We start from the raw sequence: 12,374 nt of genomic DNA on the forward strand, positions 1-12,374 counted from the left end.
CGACATAGTGCCTGATGCGCTGCGCTTATCAGGCCTACAGAGTCATACAATTCATTGATATTACGTGATATATATGCCGGATAAGGCGTTCACGCCGCATCCGGCATAACGTAACGCACGTTGTCAGCCTGCTGAAATCATCAGTTACACATTGTCGATATTTCAGATTGTAGAGAAACGAACCTCATCGATATGATTGGCCCACCTATGGAGCAGTGAAGGAGCACTGACCGTGGATCAACCTAATCAATCGACGATCTCTGCGGCATTAAAAATAATCGCCACGGGGATCGCCTTACCGCCTGATAAAATTACCTCTCAACAACTGGATGTTCAGTTAAATAAACCTGCGGGCTACGTTGAGCGACGTTCCGGCATTTGCTGGCGCTATTTTGCCAGCAACGACGCCAGCCAGGCCGAACTGGCGGCAGAGGCTTTGCATAATGCGTTAGCATCGGCTGCCTTAAAACCTTCTGATATTGATCTGTTAATTTGTGCGTCAGCCATTGCCGTACAGGCATTACCCTGTAGCGCAATTCATATTCTTAAAGCCGCTGCTATGCCCGCAGGCGTTGCCGGATTTGATATCAACAGTAGCTGTGTCAGCTTTATTTCCGCTCTGGAAGTTGCTACCGGATTATTAAACTGTGGAGCATATCGGCGCATTGCCATCGTCTCGGCAGATATTGCTTCACGTGGTATCGACTGGAATCATGAAGAGTCGTCACTCATTTTTGGTGATGGTGCTGCGTGCGCGATTGTTGAGCGGGGCGATGGTCGCAGCGGGATTATCGCCAGCCTGATCGAAATGTATCCCGAAGGTAACGAGCTGTGTGAAATTCGCGCTGGCGGCACGCGGTGTAATCCTCGTTCAGGCGTCAGTGATAGCGACTTCCTTTTTCATATGCAGGGGAAACCGCTGTTTCGTTTTGCCTCTTCACTTATTGAAGATTATTTTTCGCGCTTACTGCAAAAAAGCGGTCTGCAACTGGCTGATATCGGTACGGTCGTTCCGCATCAGGCCAGTCATCTTTCCCTTGAACATATGCGTAAACGGCTGCGAGTGCCGGAATCTGCGCTTATTGATGTCTACCGTTTCTACGGTAATCAGGTCGCTGCGTCTATACCCACAGCGCTGCATGAAGCGATGATTAGCGGTCGTTTTGCTGCGAATAAACCTGCAATGTTGATTGGCACGGCGGCGGGATTAACGCTGGCAGGCATGGTGCTTTTACCGTGAAAATTCTCGTGACGGGGGCGACCAGCGGCCTGGGGCGAAATGCTGTGCAATATTTGTTGCAATCGGGTGTTTCGGTTGTTGCAACAGGGCGAAATCGCGAGGTTGGCAAAGTTCTCGTAAGCGCAGGTGCACAGTTTGTGGCTCTCGATTTAACCGAGGCAACTGAGGATGACTGCGCCCGGTTGATGGAAGGCTGCGATGCCGTCTGGCACTGTGCGGCAAAGTCTTCGCCTTGGGGAGACAAAACGGCATTCTGGCTTGCTAATGTCAAAGCGACCTACACTTTGGCACAGGCGGCAGGCAGGCTGAACATTCCCCGGTTTATTCATATCTCCACGCCTGCGGTTTACTTTGATTTTCAACATCACTATGACCTGCAAGAAACTTATCTTGCGCGAGCATTCTCCAGCCATTATGCGAGCAGTAAATATGCCGCTGAGCAGGTTATCGCCGGGGCCGTTTCGCAATACCCTGCCACGAGATTTATTCTTTTGCGCCCCCGTGGACTTTTTGGTCCTCATGACCAGGTAATTGTTCCCCGTCTGATGCAGCAATTGCTACAGGGCGGCGGTTGCTTACGTTTGCCGCGCGGGGGCGACGCGTTATTGGATCTCACGTTCGTGCAAAACGTGGTGTATGCCATGCAACTGGCAACGCAGGTTGAAGGATTACGCTCTGGCAGTATTTACAACATTACCAATCATCAGCCGCAGAAATTATCTGTAATGCTTGACGCCTTACTGCGCCAGCAACTGGGCTTGAGTTACCGCATTGCAGCCGTTCCCTGGCCGCTGCTTTCTCTGGTCGCGCGCGGCCTGGAGCTGTACGGGAAATACGTTAATCAGGAACCTGTTATCACACGTTACAGCGCCGGAACACTCTGTTTTGATATGACGCTGAGTGCGCAAAAGGCCATTACAGAGCTGGGATATCACCCGCGCTTTTCGATGGAGCAAGGTATTGCAATCACGGGACAATGGCTGAGGGAACATGGCAAAAATAACCGTATTTGAAACGGGCTGGTGTACCCATATTGGCTGTATTGCGCTGAAAGGGGCGGGGCTGAAAGTGTGTAAGTTCCCCGCCCGCGCCTGGCTGCTGGAAGTGGGGGATAAACGCTGGCTGTGGGACACCGGCTATTCATCGTGATTCGAACACTACACGCAATCCGGCGTATTTCGTCTTTATCGCCAGGTCACGCCGGTTTATTTCGATCCACAACAGGCGCTAGTGCGGCAACTTTCCGCACACGGACTGGCGGCAAAAGATGTTGATGCGATTATTCTGTCGCATTTTCACGCCGATCATATTGCTGGCCTGCGCGATTTCCCTGATGTCGCCTGTATCTGTTCTGGTGAAGGTTGGCAGCAGGTAAGAACGCTGCGTGGCATAGCCGCATTGCGTCAGGCCTTTGTGCCAGGGCTGATCCCGGAGAATTTTGACTCTTCACTGCGCTTTATTGAAAGTTTCGCATCGGTGAATATGCCTCCTGAACTGGCACCGTTTGAGAGTGGCTATTTGCTGCCAGAAAGCAATGGCGAAATTATCCTCGTGCCGCTTCCCGGACATGCTGGCGGACATATCGGTGCGTTTGTGCAAACAGACGATGGCTGGACTTTACTGGCTGGGGATGCGGCATGGGCACCAGCTAACTATCAGGAGCAGCGAGGGCCTTCACCACTGGCGCATCTGGTGATGTCCGACAGCCGCGCCTACTACCGCACGCTTGGGCAATTACATCAGCTTTGGCAAAACGGCGCAGTGGACATTCGTTTGTGCCACGAGGGGGATTTATGATCCCGTTGGCTTTACTCTGGCGCTACTTTCGTACCCGCAGGCTGCATTTCACCGATCGCCAGGCGCTGGAATACTGGCAGGCAAAAAGGCTGCATCAGTTCCGGCAAAATGTCTTATCTAAAAGCCCGTGGTTTCAGCGTTATCTGGCCTTGCCCTTTAACCAGTGGCCGTTGATGGACAAAGCGTTAATGATGACGCACTTCGATGAGATGAATACCGCTGGTTTAAAGCGCGACGAGCTTCTCGCCTGTGCAATGCGCAGTGAGCAGAGCCGTGATTTCAAACCCAGCGTGGGCAAGTTCAGCGTCGGGCTTTCATCAGGTACATCGGGGCGTCGTGGGCTTTTTGTTGTTAGCCCGCACGAGCAACAGATTTGGGCCGCCGGTGTGCTGGCAAAAGTGTTACCCGACGGTTTATTTGCCAGAGAGCGGGTGGCACTGTTTTTGCGCGCGGACAACAACCTCTATCAAAGCGTGAATAACCGCTGGTTAAGTCTCGACTTTTACGATCTGCTGGCGCCATTTCAGGCGCAACTCAAACAACTGGAACAGCGAGCGCCGACGATTATTGTCGCGCCAGCTCAGGTATTACGCGCACTGGCGCTGGCGGTGATTGCCGGAGAGCTAACGCTAAAGGTCAAAAAAGTGATCTCGGTAGCGGAAGTTCTGGAGTCGCAGGATCGGGAATTACTGCGAAGCGTGTTCAACAATGTGGGCGAGATTTATCAGGCGACAGAAGGCTTTCTCGCCTCTACCTGCCGGTGTGGCACGTTACATCTCAACGAAGAATTTGTTCACATTGAACCGCAATGGCTGGATGAGCACCGTTTCGTGCCGATCGTCACAGACTTTACCCGCACCACGCAGCCGGTGGTGCGTTATCGACTTGATGATGTGCTGGTGGCAAGTGAACAGCCATGCCCTTGTGGCAGTGCGGCAATGGCGATTGCGCGTATCGAAGGGCGGCAGGACGATCAACTGCAACTGCCGACAAGATCTGGCGATATGCAGACCGTTTTTGCCGATGCCTGTAGTCGGGTGCTGGCGATGACGCTGCCGTTAACCGCTGATTATCGCCTGCTACAAACCGGGGCAGCACAGCTAACGCTAATAGCAGATTGCGAACCGGGGATGCTGGAGCAGTGCCGGGAAGCGTTGAATGCTTTGTTTATGCGCCAGAATATCGCAGTGGAGCACTTGATATGGTTCCTTGAGTCGCAACCAGTGCCAGTTGCTTTTACAGCCAAGCGGCGGCGAATTGTGCGTGAGTGGGGGCGGGAATGAGCAATCTACTACTACGCCTGAAACAGATGCTGCTGGGCTGGGGAACCGTTGGGGTTATCTATAACTTTAGCGACTACCTGCAAGGTCAGGGATATCAATTAACGCCGTCAGTAATTGATAATCTGATTGCGTTTTCACCCTCTGCCGTGTGGCTGTATCTCTCGTTTTTTTTAATTGTGCCGTTAGGTTATTTATCCATACCACTTTGCCACCTGCGCTGGCTGGCCCGCGCAATGCAACTTTCGGCACTTGTAGCTGGCTTGTTTTATCTTCTCTGGCCCACAACTATGCAATATCCCCCGTTTGTGCAGTCGGGGATCTCAACGGGTGCATTAAACGGGCTGATCGCCATTGACTCAAGTCAGAACTGTTTTCCCTCTTTACATGCGGCGCTCACGCTGTTGGCGGTATGGGCGATTGCCAAAAAGGGGAACCGTTGGCTGACGCTAATGAGCGTAGTCTGGGCGATAGCGATCGCCTTTTCGATTCTGCAATTACGCAGACATTTATTTATCGATTTAGTAGGCGGCGCGTTGCTGGCGTCGATTTGCGGTTGGATATGCGCAATATGCGAGAAAAGGAAGACGCAATATGAGTGATTTACTGTTTCCCATCATTTTGATGGTGCTGTTGGTGTTAGCCGAAGCCGGCGTGTTGCAAATCACCGGGCGGCAAAAAGTGGACTGGCTGGACGTGATTTTTAATATCAACTCCGGTCATATGATGCTGTGGTTATTTCGCTGCCTGGAAGTGCTCTGCTATGGCCTGGTGGTCAATCACTTTAGTCTTGGGCTGTTTGATAATGCGCCGGTGATCCTGCTTTGGTTGTTTACTTTGCTGGCGTGGGATTTCGGTTTTTATTGGTTGCATCGCTGGCATCACGAAATGCGCCCGCTGTGGGCGGTACATGTGGTGCATCATCAGGGTGAACACTACAACCTGTCATTAGGCGTGCGGAACTCGTGGTATTCCTCGTTAACCTCAATTCCATTTTTTATGCTGCTGGCGCTGCTTGGTGTGCCGTTACAGGTCTTTTTGGCAGTTTCTATTATTCACTATAGTTGGCAATTTTTTAACCATAACGCGCTAACGCCGAAACTGGGCTGGCTGGAAAAAGTGCTGATCACGCCTTCGCATCATCGCGTCCATCATCTGAATGAAAAGCAATATGCCGATACCAATTACGGCGGCACCTTTCTGTTGTGGGATAAAATTTTCGGTTCTTATAGCGCCGGGCCGGATCATGACGTGGCCTATGGCGTAAAAAATAGTCGCTTGTCCTGTAACCCGATGCGCGAGAGTAACCTGCCATTTTTACGCTTAGTGGGCTTTCGCTCATTTGGCAAAGCGATTGAACGTCGCTACCAAAGTTCCGCGTGGGCAGTGGGGGCAGGGGTGATCCTGCTGTTTATGTTGGTGCTTGGCTACATTCAACAATATGGCTATGGCATCGAGTTTATTACCAGTGAGCAAGCCGTATTATTTGTTCTGCTGGTGGCAGGCTCCATTGCGCTGGGGGGCATGAGCGACGGGCAGCGTTGGGGAATGATTTTGTGGTGCTCTGTGACGTTGTCACTGCTCTATTTTATTCTTTATATGTGTTCATGGAGCACTCTGCTCTGGAAGGGATTAGCAGGCATTTTGCTGGCCCATTGCGTGTTATTCCTAATCGGTGTGGGACGTAAGTCGCTAAGGCAACGCTATGAATCTGTTTAATCCCGACAGGTTGATCACTTTTCCTGCTGATGATCCGCAACTGGTCAAACAGTTACAGAATGGTACGAAATCGTACCTCGCAAAAGTAGGCGATCATCGTTATGCCGACGGCTGGGCATTCACCAAAATGGCGGCACTGATTATTACCTGTCTGTTCTGTTATTCACTGGCGTTGTCTCAAAGCCAGTGGGGGCTGTATTTGTTGTGGTATCTGGCGATGATGATTTGCGCCATGCTGTTAGCGGTCAATGTAGTGCATGACGCTTCGCATGATGCGTTTTTGCGTGGTAAAAAGGCCAATGCGTGGCTTAACCGGTGGGTTGCTTTTCCAATGGGGCTTGATCCGGACTGTTGGCGGGTGCGCCACGTTCGCTTTCATCACGGCTTTACCAATATTGAATTTTACGATCCGGATACTGCAGAAAATGGCATTCTTCGCCAGACTCCGTGGCAGCAGTGGCGACCTTTTATGCGCCAGCAACATCGCTACTGGCCGCTGGTCGCGGCGCTCACCTTTCCCTGGTATATCTGGGTGGTGGACTGGCTCGATCGCGCCGGGTATACGCCGGTAACACGGCATCTGGCCCTGAGGGGTTTTGCTGGCTGGGGGTATTTCTTAGCCGGGAAACTGGCGCATTGCGCGCTGTGTCTGATACTTCCCTGGCTTTTGTCTGATTTTAGTTTTATGACCATCCTGCTGACTTATCTGCTTAGCCAGCTGCTGGCGTCATTGATCTTTGTGATGTTGATTATCGGAACGCACTGGGCGAAGGGGCATACGCAATTGCCGCCAGAAGAGGGCAAAATGGCCGTGGGCCGGTTGGCGCATACCTTCGCCACTACCTTTGACTGGACGCCGCAACCTGCATGGCTTGGCTACTGGCTGGGCGGAATTAATTTGCATCTTACCCATCATCTTTTTCCTCACTGGCATCATCGCCATTATCCGGCGTTAAGCCGCATTATCGCGCAAATTGCCAGCCAGCAAGGTCTGGATTATCAGTTGTTGACGTTAGCGGATTTGCTGAGGCTACAGCAGCAGTTTTTACGGCGAATGGGGGAGAAATAGATTGATTGAGAAACGAATTAAGAGATGGTGGTGGGGGAAGGATTACTCAGCGCTGCGCGCTTCACCCTTCGGGTCGTTGCCTGCGGCAACGCTCTCTCGCTGACGCTCGAGTCGAACCTTGGTCGAAGCTTCTCATCCTTCCCCGCATGGGCAGAATATGAAACGATATCGATAAGTTTGAAATGAGTTTTATCAGGAAGTGATGGTGGTGGGGGAAGGATTCGAACCTTCGAAGTCGATGACGGCAGATTTACAGTCTGCTCCCTTTGGCCGCTCGGGAACCCCACCAGGGGTAATTCATATTGTAGGTAATGCTTAAGATGGTGGTGGGGGAAGGATTCGAACCTTCGAAGTCGATGACGGCAGATTTACAGTCTGCTCCCTTTGGCCGCTCGGGAACCCCACCACGGGGTAATGCTTTTTACTGGCCTGCTCCCTCACTGGGAAGCGGGGCGCATCATATCAAATGACACGCCGCTGTAAAGGGTTACGTTGAGAAAAATGAACTGGTTGCGTAATTTTCATCCGTAACGGATTAAAGCCAACCAGTTCTATTTTGCCAGCGATTAAAGAATAATCGTCCGGTTACCGTAAACAAATACACGCTGTGCCAAAACCTGGTAAAGCGCGCGGCTTAATACGTTTTTCTCAACATCACGACCTGCACGCATCATGTCTTCGGCAGTGTAAGTGTGATCCACATGAATGACATCCTGCATGATGATTGGACCTTCATCCAGATTGTCATTTACATAGTGTGCTGTTGCGCCAATAATCTTCACGCCGCGTTCATAAGCCTGATGATAGGGACGTGCGCCGATAAACGCTGGCAGGAATGAATGGTGAATGTTGATAATTTTGTTCGGGAAGCGCGCCACGAACTCCGGCGTCAGCACGCGCATATATTTCGCCAGCACCACATAATCAGGTTGATGTGCTTCAATGGCATCCGCCATCTTCTGATCGTGCTCGTTGCGGCTTAACCCTTCATGGCTCACCAATTCAAACGGAATATCAAAACGTTCCACCAGAGAACGTAAAGTCTCGTGGTTACCAATAACCGCAGCGATTTCAACATCCAGTCCACCGTAGTTGGCTTTCATCAGCAAATCGCCCAGGCAATGCGCTTCTTTGGTCACCAGAATGACTATGCGGCGGCGACCTGCGGGATTCAGTTCACGCACCGAACCTTCTGGCAAAGCGCTATCGAGATCCGCCAACAGGGTGGAATCATTAAAAATACCCTCCAGTTCCGTGCGCATAAAAAAGCGCCCGGTACGGTGGTCAACAAATTCATTGTTCTGCACGATATTTAACTCGTGCTTGTAGCAAATATTAGTAATACGCGCGATCAGACCTTTTTGATCCGGGCAAATAGTACGCAGAACTTTACGTTGGAGTGAATGCATTGCTGGAAAAACCTTGTTGAGAGTGTTTGCTAAACCGTACCGTCAACCTTTATTGGCCGCAGCACTTTTTAAATTTTTTACCTGAACCACAAGGGCAGGGATCGTTGCGACCAAACTGCGGACGTGTACCATCAATATAGTACCATTGACCGTTTTCTTTCAAAAATCGCGAACGCTCAATAATCGCCCCGGATTTACCCTTCTCAGTAAAACGAGCGACAAAACTGACATAACCTACGTCGTCACCTTCGTGATATGAACGTTCAAATACGGTCAAACCTAACCATTCGGTATGTGCAAATCCGGCAATTAATTCAGCACGTAACACCGAGGCGCCACAGGATGGATGCCAGGTTTTAATTAAATAATCTGCGTCGTGCATCACAAAAGCGCAGTAACGCGAACGCATGAGACGTTCGGGATCTGGTGCAACCTTTTCACCAGACACATAAGGGTGGCAACATAGGCTATACTCGACAGCACTACCACAGGGACAAAGCTTAGACACAAATAATCTCCCTGGAAACAATAACGGCGTTTTAACCGCCGGAGTAGCACTATGTTAACCGAGCGGTAGCGATGTGGCTACGGCTGCATTCCAGGGGACGCTTTCAGGAACAATGAGAAAAGTAAAAATAGGGCTGGCGCTGGGATCCGGTGCTGCACGAGGATGGTCGCATATTGGCGTCATTAACGCGCTTAAAAAAATGGGCATTGAAATTGATATCGTCGCAGGATGTTCAATTGGTTCGCTGGTAGGCGCAGCCTATGCCTGTGGCCGATTATCTGCGCTGGAAGAGTGGGTTACCTCTTTTAGCTATTGGGATGTTTTACGACTGATGGACCTCTCCTGGCAGCGCGGTGGACTGCTGCGCGGCGAGCGTGTGTTCAATCGATATCGTGAAATAATGCCAGAAACAGAAATCGAGAATTGTTCACGCCGCTTTGCTGCAGTCGCCACCAATCTAAGCACAGGGCGTGAATTATGGTTTACCGAAGGTGATCTCCATCTCGCTATTCGTGCATCCTGCAGTATTCCTGGCCTGATGGCGCCGGTCGCACATAACGGCTACTGGCTTGTTGATGGTGCAGTCGTTAATCCCATTCCTATCTCTCTTACTCGTGCGTTGGGCGCAGATATTGTAATTGCGGTTGATCTCCAGCACGACGCTCACTTAATGCAGCAAGATCTTCTTTCATTTAATGTCAGTGCTGAAAATGGCGAGAATGAAGATGATCTACCCTGGCATGCGCGGCTGAAAGAGCGGCTAAGTAGTATTACTGCGCGTCGAGGCGTCACGGCACCGACAGCAACAGAGATTATGACGACCTCTATTCAGGTATTGGAAAACCGCCTTAAAAGAAACCGTATGGCAGGGGACCCGCCTGATATTCTGATTCAACCCGTTTGCCCACAGATTTCCACGCTCGATTTTCATCGTGCGCAGGCTGCCATTTCGGCAGGACAATTGGCGGTTGAGAAGAAAATGGATGAGCTTTTACCGCTAGTTCGAACTAACGTTTTGACCTGATTTTTTATCTACACTTAAGTTAATTCTGACAGGCACTGATGGCAATAGCATGCCACTATTGAATAAAGCCAGTCAGGGGAGAGAACATGACGCAGCCATTGGTCGGAAAACAGATTCTCATAGTTGAAGATGAGGCGGTATTTCGCTCGCTTCTGGATTCGTGGTTTTCCTCATTGGGAGCGACAACGGTACTGGCGGCTGATGGGGTGGATGCCCTTGAGCTACTGGGCGGTTTCACACCCGATCTAATGATATGTGATATTGCAATGCCGAGAATGAACGGCCTGAAACTATTGGAACATATTCGCAACCGGGGTGACCAAACACCTGTCCTGGTGATTTCCGCTACGGAAAACATGGCAGATATCGCGAAAGCGTTACGTCTGGGCGTGGAAGATGTTTTGTTAAAACCAGTTAAAGATCTCAACCGTCTGCGCGAGATGGTTTTTGCGTGTCTCTATCCCAGCATGTTTAATTCGCGTGTAGAGGAAGAAGAAAGGCTTTTTCGCGACTGGGATGCGATGGTGGATAATCCCACCGCGGCTGCTAAATTATTGCAAGAATTACAACCTCCGGTTCAGCAGGTGATTTCCCATTGCCGGGTTAATTATCGCCAACTGGTGGCCGTTGATAAACCGGGGCTGGTGCTTGATATTGCAGCTCTTTCGGAAAACGATCTGGCTTTTTATTGTCTCGATGTAACTCGCGCCGGACATAATGGTGTCCTTGCCGCCTTGTTATTACGCGCGCTGTTTAATGGGTTATTACAGGAACAGATTGCCCACCAAAATCAGCGTTTGCCAGAGTTGGGTGCGTTATTGAAGCAGGTAAATCATTTACTGCGGCAGGCCAATCTGCCTGGTCAGTTCCCGCTATTAGTCGGCTATTATCATCGTGAATTAAAAAATCTCATTTTGGTTTCCGCTGGTCTGAATGCAACGTTAAATGCTGGTGAACACCAGATTCAAATCAGTAATGGCGTTCCGTTAGGAACATTAGGCAACGCCTATTTGAATCAATTGAGCCAGCGATGTGATGCCTGGCAATGTCAAATTTGGGGAACAGGTGGAAGACTGCGCTTGATGTTGTCTGCGGAATGAGCAAACGATTATATGGGATAAAATTGCATTACGCGCTGGTGTCGGCTGGTGGTACTATCGTCGCCATTCGTTTAAGTAATTGTCTTAATTATGTTAACTCGCCTCCTTTTCAGAACCAGGCCTCGTCAGGGTACTGATATACTGGGATGCGACACAGAAATATGAACACGTTCAATACACGAACAGTCCAGGAGAATTTAAATGGCTGCCATTAATACGAAAGTCAAAAAAGCCGTTATCCCCGTTGCGGGATTAGGAACCAGGATGTTGCCGGCGACGAAAGCTATCCCGAAAGAGATGCTGCCGCTTGTCGATAAGCCATTAATTCAATACGTCGTGAATGAATGTATTGCGGCTGGCATTACTGAAATTGTGCTGGTCACTCACTCATCTAAAAACTCTATTGAAAACCATTTCGATACCAGTTTTGAACTGGAAGCAATGCTGGAAAAACGTGTAAAACGCCAGTTGCTTGATGAAGTGCAGTCCATTTGTCCACCACACGTGACTATTATGCAAGTTCGTCAGGGACTGGCGAAAGGTTTGGGACACGCAGTATTGTGTGCCCATCCGGTAGTTGGTGATGAACCTGTGGCTGTTATTTTGCCTGACGTTATTCTGGATGAATATGAATCCGATTTATCGCAGGATAACCTTGCAGAGATGATTCGTCGCTTTGATGAAACTGGCCACAGCCAGATAATGGTGGAGCCTGTTGCTGATGTGACGGCATATGGTGTTGTGGATTGCAAAGGTGTGGATTTAGCGCCTGGCGAAAGTGTACCGATGGTCGGTGTGGTAGAAAAACCGAAAGCAGATGTAGCGCCGTCTAATCTTGCTATTGTCGGCCGTTATGTTCTCAGTGCTGATATTTGGCCGCTGCTGGCAAAAACCCCTCCGGGAGCAGGTGATGAAATTCAGCTCACCGACGCGATTGATATGCTGATCGAAAAAGAAACGGTTGAAGCCTATCATATGAAAGGGAAGAGCCATGACTGCGGTAATAAATTAGGTTACATGCAGGCCTTCGTTGAATACGGTATTCGTCACAACACTCTGGGTACTGAATTTAAAGCCTGGCTTGAAGAAGAGATAGGCATTAAGAAGTAACATCTAGCACGATGTTTTCTACGAAACGGCATTGAGTGATCAATGCCGTTTTTTTATAGCGTATTCTTATCAGAGAGTCTTAAAACGGACAATAAAAAATCCCGCCAATGGCGGGATT

At 50.0% G+C, this 12,374-nt stretch carries 11 protein-coding genes, 2 tRNA genes, 1 other RNA gene and 1 pseudogene; 10 read left to right on the forward strand and 5 right to left on the reverse strand.

Annotated elements, in window-relative coordinates:
- Positions 1-232 precede the first annotated feature (232 nt).
- The 7 genes and pseudogenes from FFT88_RS04935 to FFT88_RS04965 all read left to right on the forward strand — a co-directional run bounded on the left by FFT88_RS04935 (position 233) and on the right by FFT88_RS04965 (position 7,105).
- Positions 233-1,240 carry a 3-oxoacyl-[acyl-carrier-protein] synthase III C-terminal domain-containing protein gene (locus FFT88_RS04935; protein WP_135404281.1) on the forward strand — a complete coding sequence of 336 codons (1,008 nt, stop codon included), beginning with the start codon at positions 233-235 and terminating at the stop codon, positions 1,238-1,240.
- Complete coding sequence (locus FFT88_RS04940) at positions 1,237-2,253, forward strand: NAD(P)-dependent oxidoreductase (RefSeq protein WP_135404282.1); 1,017 nt, start codon at positions 1,237-1,239, stop codon at positions 2,251-2,253. Before FFT88_RS04935 ends, FFT88_RS04940 begins: the two co-directional genes overlap by 4 nt.
- Positions 2,231-3,037, forward strand: a pseudogene (locus FFT88_RS04945) (MBL fold metallo-hydrolase). The gene FFT88_RS04940 and the pseudogene FFT88_RS04945 overlap by 23 nt, the downstream one beginning before the upstream one ends.
- Positions 3,034-4,320: a F390 synthetase-related protein gene (locus FFT88_RS04950; protein ID WP_135404283.1), complete on the forward strand. Its 1,287-nt coding sequence runs from the start codon at positions 3,034-3,036 to the stop codon at positions 4,318-4,320. The pseudogene FFT88_RS04945 and the gene FFT88_RS04950 overlap by 4 nt, the downstream one beginning before the upstream one ends.
- Complete coding sequence (locus FFT88_RS04955) at positions 4,317-4,919, forward strand: phosphatase PAP2 family protein (protein WP_135404284.1); 603 nt, start codon at positions 4,317-4,319, stop codon at positions 4,917-4,919. Before FFT88_RS04950 ends, FFT88_RS04955 begins: the two co-directional genes overlap by 4 nt.
- Positions 4,912-6,036, forward strand: coding sequence for a sterol desaturase family protein (locus FFT88_RS04960; protein WP_135404285.1), 1,125 nt, complete (start codon positions 4,912-4,914; stop codon positions 6,034-6,036). Before FFT88_RS04955 ends, FFT88_RS04960 begins: the two co-directional genes overlap by 8 nt.
- On the forward strand, positions 6,023-7,105 hold the full coding sequence (locus FFT88_RS04965) for an acyl-CoA desaturase (RefSeq protein WP_135404286.1): 1,083 nt from the start codon (positions 6,023-6,025) through the stop codon (positions 7,103-7,105). The genes FFT88_RS04960 and FFT88_RS04965 overlap by 14 nt, the downstream gene beginning before the upstream one ends.
- Before the next feature lie 25 nt (positions 7,106-7,130).
- Here FFT88_RS04965 and FFT88_RS04970 read toward each other — a convergent pair.
- The 5 genes from FFT88_RS04970 to FFT88_RS04990 form a co-directional block, all read right to left on the reverse strand.
- Positions 7,131-7,262: non-coding RNA, RtT sRNA (locus tag FFT88_RS04970), on the reverse strand.
- A 46-nt stretch (positions 7,263-7,308) separates the two neighbouring features.
- Positions 7,309-7,393 (reverse strand) — tRNA-Tyr (locus tag FFT88_RS04975).
- 33 nt (positions 7,394-7,426) lie between these two features.
- Positions 7,427-7,511 (reverse strand) — tRNA-Tyr (locus FFT88_RS04980).
- Between the two features lie 160 nt (positions 7,512-7,671).
- Positions 7,672-8,514, reverse strand: coding sequence for a formyltetrahydrofolate deformylase (gene purU / locus FFT88_RS04985; RefSeq protein WP_130208904.1), 843 nt, complete (start codon positions 8,512-8,514; stop codon positions 7,672-7,674).
- A gap of 49 nt (positions 8,515-8,563) precedes the next feature.
- Positions 8,564-9,022: a YchJ family protein gene (locus tag FFT88_RS04990; protein ID WP_130208902.1), complete on the reverse strand. Its 459-nt coding sequence runs from the start codon at positions 9,020-9,022 to the stop codon at positions 8,564-8,566.
- A 112-nt stretch (positions 9,023-9,134) separates the two neighbouring features.
- On the opposite strand from FFT88_RS04990, the gene rssA reads away from it, so the two are divergent.
- The 3 genes from rssA (at position 9,135) to galU (ending at position 12,256) form a co-directional block, all read left to right on the forward strand.
- Positions 9,135-10,046, forward strand: a complete 912-nt coding sequence (rssA, locus tag FFT88_RS04995) for a patatin-like phospholipase RssA (RefSeq protein WP_135404287.1) — start codon at positions 9,135-9,137, stop codon at positions 10,044-10,046.
- 86 nt (positions 10,047-10,132) lie between these two features.
- Positions 10,133-11,146 carry a two-component system response regulator RssB gene (rssB, locus tag FFT88_RS05000; protein ID WP_130216020.1) on the forward strand — a complete coding sequence of 338 codons (1,014 nt, stop codon included), beginning with the start codon at positions 10,133-10,135 and terminating at the stop codon, positions 11,144-11,146.
- A 201-nt stretch (positions 11,147-11,347) separates the two neighbouring features.
- A complete protein-coding gene (galU, locus tag FFT88_RS05005; RefSeq protein WP_130208896.1) occupies positions 11,348-12,256 on the forward strand; it encodes a UTP--glucose-1-phosphate uridylyltransferase GalU in 909 nt (302 codons plus the stop codon).
- Positions 12,257-12,374: the final 118 nt, after the last annotated feature.

This window comes from Escherichia sp. E4930 (assembly GCF_005845405.1).
Lineage (GTDB): Bacteria > Pseudomonadota > Gammaproteobacteria > Enterobacterales > Enterobacteriaceae > Escherichia.

Coding starts and splice junctions, on each gene's coding strand:
- FFT88_RS04950 (WP_135404283.1), top strand. CDS start 3,034: ATGATCCCGTTGGCTTTACTCTGGCGCTACTTTCGTACCCGCAGGCTG.
- FFT88_RS04955 (WP_135404284.1), top strand. CDS start 4,317: ATGAGCAATCTACTACTACGCCTGAAACAGATGCTGCTGGGCTGGGGA.
- FFT88_RS04960 (WP_135404285.1), top strand. CDS start 4,912: ATGAGTGATTTACTGTTTCCCATCATTTTGATGGTGCTGTTGGTGTTA.
- FFT88_RS04965 (WP_135404286.1), top strand. CDS start 6,023: ATGAATCTGTTTAATCCCGACAGGTTGATCACTTTTCCTGCTGATGAT.
- purU (WP_130208904.1), bottom strand. CDS start 8,514: ATGCATTCACTCCAACGTAAAGTTCTGCGTACTATTTGCCCGGATCAA.
- rssA (WP_135404287.1), top strand. CDS start 9,135: ATGAGAAAAGTAAAAATAGGGCTGGCGCTGGGATCCGGTGCTGCACGA.
- rssB (WP_130216020.1), top strand. CDS start 10,133: ATGACGCAGCCATTGGTCGGAAAACAGATTCTCATAGTTGAAGATGAG.
- galU (WP_130208896.1), top strand. CDS start 11,348: ATGGCTGCCATTAATACGAAAGTCAAAAAAGCCGTTATCCCCGTTGCG.